This is a genomic window from Larsenimonas salina (assembly GCF_023736155.1).
GTDB classification, from domain to species: Bacteria; Pseudomonadota; Gammaproteobacteria; order Pseudomonadales; family Halomonadaceae; genus Larsenimonas; species Larsenimonas salina.
The window spans coordinates 369,096-385,278 of sequence record NZ_JAMLJJ010000002.1 but is presented as its reverse complement, the minus strand read 5'-3'; the positions used below and the strand labels follow the sequence as shown (position 1 = coordinate 385,278).

General features: G+C 59.4%; 13 protein-coding genes. 6 read left to right on the top strand and 7 right to left on the bottom strand.

Annotation, left to right across the window (positions count from 1 at the left end; translation table 11 throughout):
- From ispG to der, 5 genes are all read left to right on the top strand, one after another.
- Window positions 1-1,119 carry a flavodoxin-dependent (E)-4-hydroxy-3-methylbut-2-enyl-diphosphate synthase gene (gene ispG / locus NAT23_RS07025; protein WP_251926718.1) on the top strand — a complete coding sequence of 373 codons (1,119 nt, stop codon included), beginning with the start codon at window positions 1-3 and terminating at the stop codon, window positions 1,117-1,119.
- A 45-nt stretch (window positions 1,120-1,164) separates the two neighbouring features.
- Window positions 1,165-2,454, top strand: coding sequence for a histidine--tRNA ligase (hisS, locus tag NAT23_RS07020; protein WP_251926789.1), 1,290 nt, complete (start codon window positions 1,165-1,167; stop codon window positions 2,452-2,454).
- 25 nt (window positions 2,455-2,479) lie between these two features.
- Window positions 2,480-3,142 carry a YfgM family protein gene (locus NAT23_RS07015; protein WP_251926716.1) on the top strand — a complete coding sequence of 221 codons (663 nt, stop codon included), beginning with the start codon at window positions 2,480-2,482 and terminating at the stop codon, window positions 3,140-3,142.
- Window positions 3,139-4,287 carry an outer membrane protein assembly factor BamB gene (gene bamB, locus NAT23_RS07010; RefSeq protein WP_251926714.1) on the top strand — a complete coding sequence of 383 codons (1,149 nt, stop codon included), beginning with the start codon at window positions 3,139-3,141 and terminating at the stop codon, window positions 4,285-4,287. Before NAT23_RS07015 ends, bamB begins: the two co-directional genes overlap by 4 nt.
- A 145-nt stretch (window positions 4,288-4,432) precedes the next feature.
- Window positions 4,433-5,839, top strand: coding sequence for a ribosome biogenesis GTPase Der (gene der / locus NAT23_RS07005; RefSeq protein ID WP_251926711.1), 1,407 nt, complete (start codon window positions 4,433-4,435; stop codon window positions 5,837-5,839).
- Here der and NAT23_RS07000 read toward each other — a convergent pair.
- The 4 genes from NAT23_RS07000 to NAT23_RS06985 all read right to left on the bottom strand — a co-directional run bounded on the left by NAT23_RS07000 (window position 5,836) and on the right by NAT23_RS06985 (window position 12,612).
- Window positions 5,836-7,458 (bottom strand): diguanylate cyclase, encoded by a 1,623-nt coding sequence (locus NAT23_RS07000; RefSeq protein ID WP_251926709.1) that lies wholly within the window; start codon window positions 7,456-7,458, stop codon window positions 5,836-5,838. The genes der and NAT23_RS07000 overlap by 4 nt on opposite strands.
- Entirely contained in the window at window positions 7,445-7,837 is a 393-nt protein-coding gene (locus NAT23_RS06995) for a response regulator (protein WP_251592122.1), read from the bottom strand. Before NAT23_RS06995 ends, NAT23_RS07000 begins: the two co-directional genes overlap by 14 nt.
- Window positions 7,830-11,597 (bottom strand): response regulator, encoded by a 3,768-nt coding sequence (locus NAT23_RS06990; RefSeq protein WP_251926707.1) that lies wholly within the window; start codon window positions 11,595-11,597, stop codon window positions 7,830-7,832. The genes NAT23_RS06995 and NAT23_RS06990 overlap by 8 nt, the downstream gene beginning before the upstream one ends.
- 163 nt (window positions 11,598-11,760) lie before the next feature.
- Window positions 11,761-12,612, bottom strand: a complete 852-nt coding sequence (locus NAT23_RS06985; protein WP_251926705.1) for an ATP-binding protein — start codon at window positions 12,610-12,612, stop codon at window positions 11,761-11,763.
- 92 nt (window positions 12,613-12,704) lie between these two features.
- Here NAT23_RS06985 and NAT23_RS06980 point away from each other — a divergent pair, with 92 nt between their 5' ends.
- Entirely contained in the window at window positions 12,705-13,517 is an 813-nt protein-coding gene (locus NAT23_RS06980) for a M48 family metallopeptidase (RefSeq protein ID WP_433962195.1), read from the top strand.
- 30 nt (window positions 13,518-13,547) lie between these two features.
- Here NAT23_RS06980 and aroE read toward each other — a convergent pair whose 3' ends face one another.
- The 3 genes from aroE to tsaC all read right to left on the bottom strand — a co-directional run bounded on the left by aroE (window position 13,548) and on the right by tsaC (window position 16,137).
- Window positions 13,548-14,384, bottom strand: coding sequence for a shikimate dehydrogenase (gene aroE, locus NAT23_RS06975; RefSeq protein WP_251926703.1), 837 nt, complete (start codon window positions 14,382-14,384; stop codon window positions 13,548-13,550).
- Window positions 14,385-14,516: 132 nt separating this feature from the next.
- Window positions 14,517-15,443 carry an oxygen-dependent coproporphyrinogen oxidase gene (gene hemF / locus NAT23_RS06970; protein WP_251926702.1) on the bottom strand — a complete coding sequence of 309 codons (927 nt, stop codon included), beginning with the start codon at window positions 15,441-15,443 and terminating at the stop codon, window positions 14,517-14,519.
- A 136-nt stretch (window positions 15,444-15,579) separates the two neighbouring features.
- Window positions 15,580-16,137 carry an L-threonylcarbamoyladenylate synthase type 1 TsaC gene (gene tsaC, locus NAT23_RS06965; protein WP_251926701.1) on the bottom strand — a complete coding sequence of 186 codons (558 nt, stop codon included), beginning with the start codon at window positions 16,135-16,137 and terminating at the stop codon, window positions 15,580-15,582.
- Between the last annotated feature and the right edge of the window lie 46 nt (window positions 16,138-16,183).

Here is a 16,183-nt window from a genome sequence, read left to right as displayed (position 1 = left end):
ATGAACAGCCAATCACCGATCACCCGGCGGGTTTCACGCAAAATTTATGTCGGCTCGGTTCCGATCGGCGGCGATGCGCCGATTACGGTTCAGAGCATGACCAACACCAATACTCTGGACGTCGATGCAACCGTTGCGCAGATCAACAAGATCGCTGACGCCGGTGGTGACATCGTCCGCGTCAGCGTTCCCGACATGGACTGTGCCGAGGCGTTTGGCGAAATCAAGAAACGCGTCAGCGTCCCACTGGTCACCGACATTCATTTTGATTACCGCATCGCGCTTAGAGTGGCCGAGCTCGGCGCCGATTGCCTGCGCATCAATCCGGGCAATATTGGACGTGAAGATCGAGTCAAGGCGGTGGTCGAATCCGCACGCGATCACGGCATTCCGATTCGTATCGGCGTCAACGCGGGCTCACTCGAAAAAGACCTTCAGAAAAAATACGGTGAACCCACACCGGCGGCGCTGGTCGAATCCGCCATGCGCCACATCGATTATCTTGACCGGCTCGATTTCCATGACTTCAAGGTCTCGCTTAAGGCAAGCGATGTGTTCATGGCAGTCGAGGCCTACCGGCTGATTGCGGACAAGATCGAACAGCCGCTGCACCTGGGCATCACCGAAGCCGGCGGGCTCCGTTCGGGCACGGTCAAGTCGTCGGTCGGCCTCGGCATGCTGCTCATGGAAGGCATCGGCGATACCCTTCGCATTTCGCTGGCCGCCGACCCGGTCGAGGAAATCAAGGTCGGTTTCGACATTCTAAAGAGCCTGAAGCTTCGCTCTCGTGGCATCAACTTCATTGCCTGCCCGAGCTGCTCACGCCAGAATTTCGACGTCATCAGCACCATGAACGCGCTCGAAGAACGGCTCGAGGACGTCATGACCCCCATCGATGTAGCGGTTATCGGTTGCGTGGTCAACGGTCCCGGCGAAGCCAAGGAGGTCGATCTAGGCCTGACCGGCGGTAGTCCGAATAACCTCGTGTACATCGATGGCAAACCGGCCAGCAAGCTTCGAAACGATCATCTGGTCGATGATCTAGAGCGTCTGATTCGTGAAAAGGCGGCCGCCAAGGAAGCCGCCCGTGACCAGCTGATCATCAGCGACGGTCGATAATAATGCGCGAGCCGGCAACCATGGCCGGCTCTGGTTCAGGAGTTGATTTTGAGCAAGATACAAGCCATTCGTGGCATGAACGACCTTTTGCCGGAGCAGTCACCGCTCTGGCAATATTTTGAAGGCCACATTCGCAGTTTGATGAGCCGCTATGGCTATCAGGAAATTCGGACCCCGATTCTCGAGCAGACTCACCTCTTCAAGCGCTCGATCGGCGAAGTCACCGACATCGTCGAAAAGGAAATGTACACCTTCGACGACCGCAACGGTGAAAGCCTCACGATGCGCCCTGAAGGCACGGCGTCCGTCGTTCGCGCCGCGATCGAAAGTGGTCTCCTGCACAATCAAACGCAACGGCTTTGGTACACGGGCCCGATGTTTCGCTACGAGCGCCCCCAGAAAGGCCGCTATCGCCAGTTTCATCAGGTCGGTGCCGAGATTTTTGGCCTTGACGGCCCGGACATCGATGTCGAAGCCATCCTTCTGACCGCCCGCCTCTGGAAACAGCTCGGCCTTACCGAGCACGTGACCCTCGAGCTCAACTCACTCGGCTCCAACGAAGCCCGCGCGGCGTATCGTGAGCGTCTGATCGAGTATTTCAGCGCGCATATGGATGCCCTTGATGAGGATGCCAAGCGCCGCCTGCATACCAACCCGCTTCGCATCCTCGACAGCAAGACGCCGGAGATGCAAAACATCATCGAGCAGGCGCCTCAACTGCTGGATCACCTGGACGACGATTCCCGCACGCATTTCGAGACGCTGAAAAGCCTGCTCGATAGCGCCGGTGTCCCCTACGTCGTCAACCCGCGGTTGGTGCGCGGACTCGATTACTACAACCGTACCGTATTCGAGTGGACCACCACCGCCCTCGGAAGTCAGGGCACGGTGTGCGCCGGCGGGCGCTACGATGGCCTGGTCGAACAGCTCGGCGGCAAGTCTGTGCCTGCGGTCGGGTTTGCCATGGGCGTCGAACGTCTGGTGCTGCTGCTCGATACGCTGGGCCTGGTCCCGGGCGATCTGCATCAACAGGTCGATGTCTACCTCATGGCCTTTGGCGAGACCGCCGAACGTCAGGCAATGCTTTTGGGCGAGTCACTTCGAGATGCGCTGCCAGGGCTTCGCCTTCAGGTGCACTGTGGGGGTGGCAGTTTCAAGAGCCAGATGAAAAAGGCCGACCGCAGCGGCGCTGACATTGCGCTCATACTGGGCGAAGACGAGCTTCGCGATCAAAAGGTCAGCCTCAAGTACATGCGCGAGTCGCTCGAGCAGCAGACGCTCGACGTATCAGAACTTGCGCCGTTGCTGGCCGAGCGCTTTCCCAACGCCCGCTGACGAACAGGTCATTTAGGAGTGCCTTGTGGCAGACGAATTGAGAAGTGAAGAAGACCAGGTAGACGCCATTAAGCGCTGGTGGAAATCCTCCGGCAGCTCGATCCTCGTGGGCGCCGTACTGGCTGGCATCGCCGTGTTCGGCTGGAAATACTGGCAGGATCATCAGGAGCGCCAGGCGGCCGAGGCCTCCAGCCGCTACCAGCAGCTGATTCAGCTGGTCAGCCAAAATCAGACAATCGACGGTCAAACTCGCACCCAGGTCAATGAGCTGATCGACACCATCGAGCAAAAGGACGGTGATACGCTCTACGCCAACTTGGCCACGCTCATTCAGGCGCGTCTTGCCGTACAGGACGGGTCGATGGACAGTGCACGCAACATCCTGTCGGGATTGATCGAGCGTAACCAAGACGCCTACATCGAGCGTGTCGCGCGCATCAATCTGGCTCGACTGCAGCTCGGTGAGGGCGCACCGAAAGACGCGCTGTCGACACTGTCATCACTGTCCGATGGCCCGCTCTCAGGCTACGCCGAGGCCGTTCGAGGCGATGCCCATCAGGCGCTCGGTCAAGACCAGCAGGCACTCAAGGCGTATAAAGCCGCCCAGCAACACGCCCAACAATCCGATCTGCCGATTTTCGGCCTTCAACTTAAAATCGACGATCTCGCGCCCGAGGAGACGCCATGAGCATGTTCCGCCTGATTGCCCCAGCTGCGCTGGTGGGCTTACTGGCCGGTTGCGCCGGCAATCCGCCTGCCAATCCGCCTAAGCCACTGACCGATCTTACACCCAAGATCTCATTCAACGAGCAATGGTCGGAAGGTGTCGGCAGCCTCGGGCGTGCCCGCTATCCGATCACGCCGGCGCTTGGGTCCGACACACTCTACGCGGCAAGCGCCGAGGGCCACATCGAGGCCATCGATAACGATACCGGCAAGATCAACTGGAGCGTGGATCTCGATTACGCGCTTTCAAGCGGCTTGACCTATGACGCCGGGCGTCTGTATGTCGGCACGCAGGATGGTCACGTACTGGCCATCGATGGCGACAGCGGCAAGGTGGCTTGGAATCAGAACGTATCGAGTGAAGTACTCGCGCCGCCGCAGCTCAACAGCGGTCTGGTAATCGTTCAAGGCATCGATGGGTCATTGACCGCACTTGACCGTTTTACCGGCGAACAAAAATGGCTTTATACCGCATCACAGCCCTCGCTCACGCTCAGAGGCAGCGGCACACCCAAGACCATCGAACCCGTCACGTTCGCAGGCTTTGCCAATGGCCGTCTGATGGCGTTCGACAATCGCAACGGTGCGCCACTCTGGGGTCGCCAGGTCGCTGTACCCAAGGGGCGAACCGAAGTTGATCAGCTGGTCGACCTGAACGGTCAGCCGGTACTGAGCCAGGACGGTCGCCTATTCGTGACCAGCTACAACGGTAAGCTGATGGCCCTCAACGCTCGCAATGGCCAGGTTATCTGGCAGCGGGATGAATCGAGCTACCAGACGCCGATACTGGCCGGTGACTACCTGTTCACCGTTAACGCCAAAAGCGACGTGCTGGCCATCGATGCAGGCTCCGGGCAGCTTATCTGGCAAAACGACGATCTCGAGGGCCGCAAGCTCAGCGCACCTGCCATCTTGAGCGGGCGACTCTATGTCGGTGATTTTGAAGGCTACGTACACGCCCTCGACGCGCGTAACGGCGCGCTGCTTGGACGTACCGGGCTTGGCGGCAATGGTATCAGTGTTGGACTGCAAAGTGACGGCCAATCCCTGTTCGCCCTAACCAACGACGGCGACGTGGTGTCTTTCAAACCCAAGAAGACGCCCTGATACACGCCCTGACGGCCTGTTCAACGCATGCAGGCCGTCTCTTTTCCCCGTTCGAGCAATATGCGCTATCATAGGCGCCCTGCAATCATCCATTGCGCGTCAATCCCTATCCGCTTCAAGCAGTCACGTGTCACGCCGAGGCCTCATGAATCCCGTTATCGCACTAGTCGGCCGCCCCAACGTCGGCAAATCCACTCTATTCAATCGCCTGACCCGCTCTCGCGACGCGCTCGTTGCCGATTACTCAGGCCTCACCCGCGACCGTCATTACGGCAATGGCGAGCTTGGCAGCAAGCCCTTTACCGTGATCGACACCGGCGGAATCAGCGGTGACGAACAGGGCATCGACGCTGTCATGGCCGAGCAGTCACTGCTGGCCATCGATGAAGCCGACATCGTCTTTTTCATGGTCGATGCGCGCGCGGGATTGATGCCGGCCGACGAAGCCATCGCCAATCACCTGCGCATGAACCAGAAAAAGACCTGGCTTGTGGTCAACAAAAGCGATGGTATGCAGGAAGAAATTGCCACCTCGGACTTCTGGACGCTGGGCCTTGGCGACCCGATTGCCATTGCCGCAGAACACGGCCGTAACGTCTCGCAGCTGATCGAGCACGTGCTCGAGCCCTACCCTGAGCAGGAGGACCTGCTTCATCCGGAGCTCGACAACGATCAGGGCATTCGAATCGGTGTGGTCGGCCGACCCAACGTCGGCAAGTCAACGCTTGTCAATCGCATGCTCGGCGAAGAGCGTGTCGTGGTCTTCGACCAGGCCGGTACGACCCGGGACGCGATCGAGATTCCCTTCGAGCGACGCGGAAAACCCTACGTTCTGGTCGATACGGCAGGGATTCGACGCCGAAAAAATGTCACCGAAGCGGCGGAAAAGTTCTCGATCATCAAGACCCTCGACGCCATCAAACAGTGTAACGTCGCCATTGTGGTGCTCGATGCCCGCACCGGCCTTGTCGAACAGGATCTTCACCTGCTCGACTACGTACTAAGCACTGGTCGCGCCCTGGTGCTGGCGGTTAACAAATGGGATGGGCTTGAAAGCGAAGCCAAGGAGAAGATGCGCTCGGAATTGAAGCGACGGCTCGGCTTTGCCGACTACGCCGACATGCATTTCATTTCAGCGCTGCACGGAACCGGCGTTGGCGATCTTTACCCTTCGATCACACGCGCCTTCAAGAGCGCGACCGCACGCTGGTCGACCAACCGCCTGACCACACTGCTTCAGGACGCGGTCGGCGAACACCAGCCACCGTTGGTGCGCGGTCGTCGCATCAAGCTGCGAATGGCCCACCAGGGCGGCAGTAACCCACCCATCATTGTGGTGCACGGCAATCAGGTTGATGCCCTGCCGGACGCCTATAAACGGTTCCTGATCAATACGTTTCGCAAGGTACTGAAGGTTCGCGGCACCCCGATTCGCTTCGAATTTCGCGCCAACGACAACCCCTATGACTCGAATCAGGGGGCAACGGATCGCGAAAAGGCCAAGGCACGCCAGCTGGCGCGCACCAAGGAAGCGCGTCGGAGCCGCCGTTAGTCCGCACTGCCTGCAAGACGCACCTGATTGCGCCCGCCGGTCTTGGCCTCATACATGGCCTGATCGGCGGCTTCCAGCACTTGCTCCCCATGGCTCGATGGGCCGATGGGGGCAATGCCTGCACTGAACGACACTCGAAAACTTTCCTTTCCGGCCACGCAATCGAGCTGACTGAAATTGAGCCGAATTTCATTGAAAATACGCTCGGCGTCCTTGAGTGAACAGTTCGGCAAGATGGCGACAAACTCCTCTCCCCCATAGCGCCCAACCGTATCCAGCTTTCTAAGGCGCCGACGCAGCAGGTTGGCCAGAAGCCGGATGACGTAATCGCCAGTGGCGTGACCGTAGGTATCGTTGATCGATTTGAAGCGGTCAATGTCGATCATGACCACACTCGCCGGAGCGTCCATGCGCTGGGCGCGTGACACTTCGATCTCAAGCTGTTCCTTCAGGGCCGCATGTTTCATCAGCCCAGTCAAACCGTCGCGCTCGAGTGCCTCGCTTAACTGCCGGGAGCGCTGCGCGCGCACCTTGATCGCACTGACCAGTTCGCCGTCGCCGATCGGCTTGGCCAGAAAATCGTCACCGGCCTGGCGCATCGCAAGGGCCCGCCGATCCTGATCGGTTTCAGCCGACAGATAAATAATGGGGACCTTGAGCCAGTCATCATCAAGTCTTAGGACTTGAGCAAGCTCCGGCCCGCTGCATCCAGGCATATTGATGTCGACGATCAAAATGTCGGGCAAGTGGTCCCGCAGAGCAGCGACAATGTGCGACGGCTCGTTCACGACCCGGCTGTCGATGCCGGCACCCTCGAGCACCAGCCGAAAATGTTCGGAAAGCTCAACATCATCGTCAACGATGACCACCCGGTACGGATCCTGAGTATGACGGCTCGCCAGGCGCCGAATGCGCGCTTCCAGGCGAGGGATATCGATGGGATACACGAAGTACCCCTTCGCGTGATGGCGCACGGCTTCAAGCCGGCGGTCAAAGGAGTCGGTACGATCCAGAAGAATCAGCGCCGGCGCCCCCTTGGGCTCAAACAGCGCACTGAGTTCAGGATCAAGTGACTGATAGCCGGCGATCACCACGTCAGGACGTGCGCCCCCCTGGGCCAGCGCCTTCGGGTTGGAATCAAGCGTCACCGCGTACCCAAAGCCCTCGAGCGCATCGGCGATACCGCGATGCTCCGATGACTCACTACCGACTAGACTGATGCGCACTGGTGAGTCGAGTGCCGGAACATCGACATCGGCCGCTGAGGCCTCTTCCCCCCCCTTGGTCATCTGCTCGAGTTCACTTTTGAGCACGCTCAGCCCCTGACACAGCTCAAGCATGCGCACGGCCTCAGGCGTGGCCGATGAATCCAGCCACATCTGTGTGCGCTGCTCATAATCACGGCAGCGAAGCCCGATCGATGCGCACCCGAACGAGCCGGCCGAGCCCGCGATGCGGTGCAACCCATCGCGCAGCGTCTTGAGACGAACGTGGTCATCGAGAGACTCACTGAGCTCAAGCGCCGTTTGATGAAGATCGGCAAGATCGGAGTTCAACCGGATCTGGTAATTGGCCCTCAGTGCCGCGAGCTGTTCCTGAACCTCTTCAGGGGTCGACATGGACATCCTCCCAGATTCGCTTGAGACGATCGGCGAGCGTCATCGGATCGAACGGCTTTTCAAGTACGTCTGCTGCACCGATTGCCCGATACTCCTCCACCTCGGCCGGCTGTATCTTCGCGGTCATGAACACGACGGGAATGCGGGAAAGCTCGGGGTCTGCTTGAAGCCTCTTGAGCGTACTGGGGCCATCGAGGTTGGGCATCATCACATCCATCAGGATCAGATCCGGCTTGAATCCGGCAAGCGTTTCCAGGGCGTGCTGGCCGTCATCACAGCCTGTCACCTCGAACCCCCCGACCGTCTCCAACGCCACACGTGCGACCGCCTGAATCGAGGGGTCGTCTTCCACATGCAAAATACTCTTGAGTTCAGTCATTTAAACTACCCCCTGCCTGGCCCTCGTTCAACGCCTTGCGAAGAACAGTGACAAACGCTTCGTTGGAAATACGTGATTTAGCCACCGCACCATACACCCGGCTCTGCTGTTCGGCCGTTACTTCACTGCCTGAAAGCACCAGCACCGGCGGCACGTTGGCCTTTTGTTGAATCAGCGGCATCAGCTCCCACCCGGACCCGTCAGGTAGACCAAGATCAAGCAGCACCAGGTCATAGTCATGCTCGGACAGCAGGGTCCGCGCCGTGGCCAGGTCCGGTGCGGCATCAAGGTCGGCGACGCGTCGGCACATGGTCGCGATGACATGGTGGAGATCACTGTCATCCTCGACATGAAGAATGCGCCCTCGGTGCGTTCCGGTGCCCATTGCCTTGCGCAGTACGCTCAACAACCGGGTTTCATCCAGGGGCTTGTTCAACCAGTCAAGCGCCTTGACGCCGCGCGTCAGCTGCAATGAACCGTTGGCCATGTGCGCCGAAATCACGATGACCGGTAAGTCATGATAGCGCTCATCCGCGCGCAGGCGCTGCATGAGGTCGGTACCAGTAAAATCGGGCAAGATCATGTCAAGCGTCATGGCGTCGAACTGTTGGTGCTTAAGCATCTCGAGCGCCGCCTTGCCCGTATGGGCAACCGTCGTGCGATACCCCCATCGCTCAATCAGATCCGACAGCAGCCCGGCCACATCGGTATCGTCCTCAACGATAAGCACCGAAGGCCGCAGATCACCCGCATCCTCGACCACATCATGAGCGCTCGATGACTCGACTCGAGGCAAGTCGATATAAAAGACACTGCCCGCGCCTTCCTCGGAGTCGAACCCGACCTGTCCATTCATTCGATACGCCAGTTCACGGCTGATCGCAAGCCCAAGACCGGTACCGCCCTTTTTCTTGGTATCCGAAGAGTCGGCCTGGGAAAACTTATCGAAAATCTTTGATTTGAACGACTCGGAGATTCCTGGCCCATGGTCTTCGATTTCGACGCGAACCCCAAGGCTTGAAGGCCGTGCACGAACGATGATCCGATCACCCTCAGGAGAGAACTTGATGGCATTGGACAGAAAGTTGGCCATGATCTGCTGGAAACGGTCGGCATCGACCGCGACATGGCAAGGCTCATTCAGCTCCAGATCGAGCGTTACTCCAAACTGGGTCGCGTAGGCCTCGTTTGTGAGAAGCGCCTGCTCAAGCAGCGGCGCCAATGGCTGCACTTCGATGTCGAAACGCATCTTGCCGGCCACCAGCTTATCCATATCCAGCAGGTCATTGATAAGAACGTTCAAGCGCTTGGCGTTCTTGTGCGCGATGTCGAGCATGCTCTTGGTTTGCTCCGGAAGCTCACCCAAGGCGCCACCGGTCACTAGTCCAAGCGAGCCCGAAATGGACGTCAGAGGCGTTCGAAGTTCATGGCTAATGGTTGAGACGAATTCGCTCTTCATGCGCTCGATGCGCTTGCGCTCACTGATGTCCTGGCCAATGGCCAGATAGCCCACCGGCTGCCCCTGCTGATCCTTGATGGAGGTCAAAACCAGCGACACCGTGATATCGCTACCGGTACGGGTGCGACAGTTCCATTCACGTGTTTCTTCACCGTCCCTGCGCGCCTTCTCGACCAGAACGTGCTGCTTACTCACAGAGGTTTTCAGCTCGTCACACAGTTTCTCATGGTAGGCATCCACCTCGTTGGACAGCAGTAACAGTGACTGCGCTGATCGACCGAGCGCCTCATCTTCCCGGTAACCAAACAGGTTCTGAGCGCCCGAATTGAACAGGGTGATGTTTTCGTCAAGATCCATGGCAATGAAGGCAACACTGATCGACGCCTCGATCAGCGCCTCCAGTCGCTGACTTGACTGCAATAACGCCTCTTCCGCCAGCTTCTGATCGGTCACATCGTAAATGAACCCGTACCAGGTGGTGGCGTTGTCGGGTTCGCGCTCAGGCGTGGAACTGCCGCGCATCCAGCGCACCTCCCCGGCATCACCCCGGATACGGTAATCGATACTCCAGGGCACCAGTTGCTCCCGCGAGCGGGTGATGGAGTCGACCACGGCGGCGAGATCTTCTTCATGAATGGGGGCAAAGGCGGCTGAAGCGTCAAACCGCACACCCTCTGGGGTAACGCCGTAAACGTCCTTGATGCCATCGCTGACATAAGGGAAGGAGGTATGGCCATCCACATCTTCGCGGAACTGATAAATCATGCCAGGCAGGTGCTGGCTGACCTTGCCCATGCGTGCCATCAACTCGTTACGCTGCTGCTCTTCATGGGCGACGTGAATGACGGTACCAACCCAACGCGACAGCGCCAGCAAAAACTCCTCGTCCAAGCTGGTCATTTCAAACTCTCTCGCCGCCGGGCTTGAAAAGTTGACCGTACCGTAGCGCATGCCGCCGACCCAAAGCGGCACGCCGATATAAGACTTGACCTGCATGACGCGATGGCACGGATGATCCAGATAAGTCGTTTGCTCGACATCGGAAAAGGCCAACATGCCATCCTGTTCGAGCGTGATACCGCAATAGGTATCTTTCAGCGAAAACCGCTCACCACCCTTCAGTGCGCCCTCTGGCGAGCACTGGAAGCGAACGATGTAATCGTCGCCGTTGATGCGACTGACAATGCCGATCGGAAGATTCAGAAACTCACAGCCAATGGCAAGCGCATGCGAGATGCGTTTATCGAGCTCGAGCTTTCGGTTGGCGGACACTTCATTGAGCGCCCGCAGCGCCTTGACCTGACGTTCGAGCGATTGCTGCGTTTGACTCATCTGACGACGCGTCGACCGGCCATGGGCAACCAACAGGATCAAGAGCCCGCAGGACGCCAGCAGCATGCCGATGCACCAGCGCCCGATGCTTTGCAGGTAATGCCACCGATGCATTTCAGCTCGTGCGGTAATGTCCTCGGCAACGAGGACATGAAGATTGCCAGGGGTGCCAAGCGGCACCACCGCCGCGTAGTAGGTGCGCTCACCAAGAGAAACCTGTCGCTCGGACGCTCCCTCGAGCCGAGACAGAAGTGCTCGGGCCTGTTCGTTCGACTCATCGGCCACGCGCCACCCGGCGAGAGACTGGCCGACCCAGGAGGACGGCGCCACGACGGGGGTAACCACAAGATCGAGCGTCTTCGAAAGCGCGTAGAAATTATCGATCAGCGAATCGCTGATCACGATTCGCCCCAGGCGCGCGCGCGCGGCATCGGGCGCATCGAAATACCCCGTAACGCGCTGATTGACACCCAGGTCTTCGTGGATTATCGGTGATGCGCTGTCCGTTGTATCGACACGGGGCGAGGCTAAAGGTAGATCAAATACGCCAAACGGCTGGCCGTATTCGAACAACGGCGATGCCTCGCCAGGGGCGTAGATCGCGAGGTAGTCCGCATTGCTTGTCTCGATGGCTCGACGATAAGGCGCCATCTGCGCGTCAAAACGTCTTTTGAGCGCCGCCCGCGCCGCACTGTCCTCGGCGCGCAACCACTGCTTTACCAGCTCATCAAGGGCGGTATTTGCGGCAATCAATTCGACCTGCAGTCTCATCGAGTCAACGCTAAAGTCCAGCATCTTGGACAGAGCCTGCTGATGAATAACAGTGTCGTTATGAAGGCTTTCGTGCCAGTCCTCATTGGAGTGACGCAACGACGCTGACATCATATAGCTGAAAAAGATCACGATCAGCAGGATACCAAACGCAGTCAGCGATTTCGGATGCTTGAAAGTCGACAGTGTCCCGTTCATGCCATACGCCTTAACAATGGGTAAAAGTAGTAACGGCTAAAGTGAACGGTAATACACCTATAAAATTCGGTAACCACGAAATAGGCAATAAAAAAGGCGCCTTACAGCGCCTTGCATTTAAACGGCGTAGCCCCGGGCAACCGGGAGCCTCCTTTTTGAAGACTTACTTTGGCTGGCTGCCCGCCCACTGCGCCGCGAACTGCCACGCGGCGCGCCCGCTTCGAACGCCGCGGGCGGTTGCGAACCGAACCGCCGCCTCACGGGCAGACTCGTCCCAGGTACCGCCCAGCACATCAAGCCAATGCGCACAGGCCGACAGGTACGTCGCCTGATCGAACGGGTAAAAGCTCAGCCATAGACCGAATCGGTCCGACAGCGAGATCTTTTCCTCAACGGCGTCTCCATGATGAAGCTCCTGCCCGACGACGCGACTCTGCTCATTGTCTCGGCTGGATTCCGGCAGCAGGTGCCGTCGGTTGGAGGTGGCGTAGAGCACTACGTTCTCGGGCGGGCCGGTCAACGTGCCATCGAGCACGCTCTTGAGTGCCTTGTAGGCGTCGTCACCGCCTTCAAACGAGAGATCATCGCAGTAGACCACGAACCGATAAGGCTGATCGCGAAGCTCATTCACAAGGGTCGGCAGGCTGATCAGGTCGAGCCGGTCGACCTGAATCAATCGAAGCCCTTCAACGCCAAGCTCATTGATGAGCGCACGCACCAGAGACGACTTGCCGCAGCCGCGTGCCCCCCACAACAACGCATGATTGGCCGGCCGACCGGCCAGAAACGCGCGCGTATTACTCACCAGGGCGTCGCGCTGGCGCTCGATACCCACCAGCTCCGACAGCGTCAGGCTGTCGCGGGGCTCGACCGCGATCAACTGGCCGCCCAGGGGATGGCGCTGCCACAGCGCTGCCGTATCCCGCGCCCAGTCGATCGGGTCGCGCTGTGGCGGAAGAAACGGCTCGAGTCGATCCAGTAAATGAATCAAGCGCGTACTCAGTGCCTCGTTCATGACAGATCCTTATCCTTTTACACATTTAACTTAACGCCAGAGCGCTGTAAGGTGGCATCGAACCAAGGGAACTTGACCGCCACAAGGAGCGCATGACCCGCATGGCAAGACGTTCATGGAAGACCCCACTTATTCTAGGTCTGCTCGGCGCAGTGCTGAGCGGCTGTTCGACCTCGCCTCTCGGCCGCTCTCAGCTCTCGCTCTATTCAGACGACGAGCTGGGGCAGATGGGGCAGAAAAGCTTTGCCACCTACCAGCAGAAACTGCCGGAAGTTCAGGGCAAGACGCGCCAATACGTTCAATGCGTCGCCGATGCGATCACCGACCAGGTCACAGAGGAAGGCGCCCCAAAACAGTGGAATCTGGCCGTGTTCAAAAGTGATCAGGCCAATGCGTTCGCTCTGCCTGGCGGCTACATCGGCGTCTACAGCGGTCTTTTGGATGTGGCCGAGAATCAGGACCAGCTCGCGGCCGTGATCGGTCACGAAGTCTCCCACGTTCTCGCGCACCATGCCAACGAGCGCGTCTCGACCCAGGCTGTGACCCAGTCCGGACTCAGCGTGGTCAGCGCCGTCGGCGGCGGCGGCGAACAGCTTGCAACGCTCTTAGGTGCGGGCGCTCAGTACGGCGTACTGCTGCCCTTTTCTCGCAAACAGGAATCGGAAGCGGATCTACTTGGGCTGGATTTGATGGCCAAGGCAGGCTTTGATCCCGAGGCAAGCATTGCGCTCTGGAACAACATGAAAGCCGCCGGCGGCGGCCAACCGCCCGAATGGATGTCGACCCACCCGGGCAACGACCGTCGCATCGGCGATCTTCAAGGCCGCATGAGCGAGGCCGAGGCGCTCTACACCAGTGCCAAGTCGGCCGGACGCACACCCAACTGCAACCGCCTGAAACCATAGTGTGACTGCCCCGGCGCCGACATCATGGCGTCAGGGCACCTCATCAAGCAGGGTCGCGGTCAAGGCCTGACGTACCGCGCGGCGAACCGGCTCGGTTTCCGGCACTGCGCCGCGCCAGAGTTCAAATGACGCCGCGGCCTGCTCCACCAGCATGCCCAGCCCATCAGAGGTGCGGGCACCCAATGCCTCGGCCCACGTCATGAACACCGTCGGGCGCGCGGCGTACATCATGTCGTAGGCAAGGGTTGTCTCATCAAGCGTTACGTTGGGAAGCGCCGGCAACTCATTGCCAAGGCTTGCACTGGTGCCATTGATGATGACATCGAAGTGGCCGGTTGCATCATCGAAATGCCCCCCCTCGACTGGCCCAAGGTCTTTAAACGCCTCAGCAAGCGCACTCGCTTTCGACGCGGTTCGATTGGCCACCATGACGGTTGCCGGGGCAGTCTCGAGCAAGGGCTCCAGTACCCCCCGCACAGCGCCGCCAGCACCCAGCACCAGAATGCGACCGCCCTCAAGTCGTGCCTGCAGCCGCACAAGATCGCGCAATAGGCCCACGCCATCGGTCGTATCACCAAGTGCTTGTCCCTGTGCGTTCACCATCAAGGTATTGACCGCGCCTGCGCGGCTCGCACGCTCGGTCAGCCGGTCAGCCAGACGATAGGCCCGCTCCTTGAACGGCACGGTGACGTTGGCGCCAAGGCCGCCTTCCTCGACAAAGGCATGCCAGGCGCTTTCGAACGCCTCGCCTGGGTCGCGCGCCTCGTAATGAAGCGCCTGATCGGTTTGCGCTGCAAACGCCGCGTGCAGCGCCGGAGATCGGGAATGGCTGATGGGGTGGCCGAATACGCAGTAAAGATCGCTCATGACGTGGGCATCGCTATAATTTGGAAATCAGGGCACTGTAGCACGCTCTTGTTGCGGCCAAAAAAACGCCGGCGCTAGCGCCGGCGTTTTTCGGTTACGGCCTCAAGGGACCGACGTACATGCAGCCATCGCTTACTCGGTGTCCGCCTCACCAAGCCAGTCACGGGCGTGAAGGTAATCATGATAGAGCGTCTCTTCGATGGAGGCTTCTTCCGGCGTCCACTGATAGCGCCACTCCGCCACCGGCGGCATCGACATCAGAATCGACTCGGTGCGTCCGCCGCTTTGAAGCCCGAACAGCGTGCCGCGGTCATACACCAGATTGAACTCGACGTAGCGCCCGCGGCGATAAGCCTGAAACGCGCGCTCTCTTGGCCCATAGGGGGTGTTCTTGCGCGCCGATGCGATCGGCAAAAACGCTTCGGCGAAGTGGTTTCCCACACTTTTTTGAAAGGCAAAGCAGGTGTCGAAATCCCACTCGTTCAGATCGTCGAAGAACAGCCCGCCCACACCCCGGGTTTCATCGCGGTGCTTCAGATAGAAGTACTCGTCGCACCACGCCTTGTAGCGCGGATAGACATCAAGGCCGAACGGGTCGCAGACCGCCTTGCAGGTCTTGTGCCAATGGATGACGTCCTCATAGACCGGGTAGTACGGCGTCAGATCGATGCCACCGCCAAACCACCACACCGGGTCTTCGCCCTCTTTTTCAGCGATGAAAAAGCGGATGTTGCCGTGGGTTGTCGGCACGAACGGGTTATGCGGATGAAGCACCCACGATACGCCGGTGGCGTGAAAGCTGCGGCCGGCAAGCTCGGGCCGCGCCGCGGTCGCCGACGCCGGAAGCTCCTCACCATAAACGTGAGAAAAATTGACCCCGCCTTTTTCAAACAGCGCCCCGTTTTCAAGCACACGCGTACGCCCGCCGCCGCCTGTTGCGCGCGTCCAAGCATCCTCCTTGAACTCGGCATCACCGTCTTCTTCGGCCAAGGCGTCACAGAGTCGGTCCTGAAAATCGAGCAGGAAGGATTTCACGGTGTCGAGATAGGCATGGGACATGGGGCAACCCCTTAAAGATGGCCGGTCATTGAACATATCGATCGCTTGAGGATCGCATCACGCGCGTATTGTCGGTGATCGCGCCGATAAGCGACACCCCTGCGTGCTCGAGCACACGGCACAGATTGCCGCAGGCTCAACGCAGAACGCGCCCGCTGTCGAGATCGATGATCCGGCTGGGCGCGGCTCGCCCGCCGAGCACGCCATCCAATATCGCCAGGTCATGGGCCCTGGGGAAATGCGTGTGAATATCCTCTGCGCTCATGCACGGCGGGGCGCCGGCCTGATTGGCAGACGTCGACACCAGCGGGCCGCCAAAGGCGGTGCACAGCTCGATCACCAGCGGGTGGTCGGTCACTCGAAGCGCGATGCTTGAGTGCGCCCCGCCCACCAGCGGATGGGCCCGGCCGTTATCCGGCACTAAAAAGGTGGTCGGCCCCGGCCAATGGGCTGCAAGCGTCTCACGCTGCGACGACGTTAGACCGTCAAGATAAGGCGCGCACTGCTCAATCGACGCCGCGATCAGAATAACGCCCTTGGCCGGGTCACGCTGTTTAAGCGCTAAAAGCGCCTCGAGCGCCTTTACGTCATCGGGGTCGCACCCAACCCCCCAAACCGCCTCGGTCGGGTACGCCAATACCTTGCCGGTGTGAAGCCAGGCCGCCGCCTGGTCGAGAGAGACCGTTTCAACCATCGAAGAACTGCTCCTGAACGTTCATGCCATCCACGCAAAAGTGGCG

Excerpts from the sequence above, each read along its gene's own strand:
- ispG (WP_251926718.1), top strand. The coding sequence starts at position 1 with ATGAACAGCCAATCACCGATCACCCGGCGGGTTTCACGCAAAATTTAT.
- bamB (WP_251926714.1), top strand. The coding sequence starts at position 3,139 with ATGAGCATGTTCCGCCTGATTGCCCCAGCTGCGCTGGTGGGCTTACTG.
- der (WP_251926711.1), top strand. The coding sequence starts at position 4,433 with ATGAATCCCGTTATCGCACTAGTCGGCCGCCCCAACGTCGGCAAATCC.
- NAT23_RS07000 (WP_251926709.1), bottom strand. The coding sequence starts at position 7,458 with ATGTCGACCCCTGAAGAGGTTCAGGAACAGCTCGCGGCACTGAGGGCC.
- NAT23_RS06995 (WP_251592122.1), bottom strand. The coding sequence starts at position 7,837 with ATGACTGAACTCAAGAGTATTTTGCATGTGGAAGACGACCCCTCGATT.
- NAT23_RS06990 (WP_251926707.1), bottom strand. The coding sequence starts at position 11,597 with ATGAACGGGACACTGTCGACTTTCAAGCATCCGAAATCGCTGACTGCG.
- NAT23_RS06985 (WP_251926705.1), bottom strand. The coding sequence starts at position 12,612 with ATGAACGAGGCACTGAGTACGCGCTTGATTCATTTACTGGATCGACTC.
- NAT23_RS06980 (WP_433962195.1), top strand. The coding sequence starts at position 12,705 with ATGACCCGCATGGCAAGACGTTCATGGAAGACCCCACTTATTCTAGGT.
- aroE (WP_251926703.1), bottom strand. The coding sequence starts at position 14,384 with ATGAGCGATCTTTACTGCGTATTCGGCCACCCCATCAGCCATTCCCGA.
- hemF (WP_251926702.1), bottom strand. The coding sequence starts at position 15,443 with ATGTCCCATGCCTATCTCGACACCGTGAAATCCTTCCTGCTCGATTTT.
- tsaC (WP_251926701.1), bottom strand. The coding sequence starts at position 16,137 with ATGGTTGAAACGGTCTCTCTCGACCAGGCGGCGGCCTGGCTTCACACC.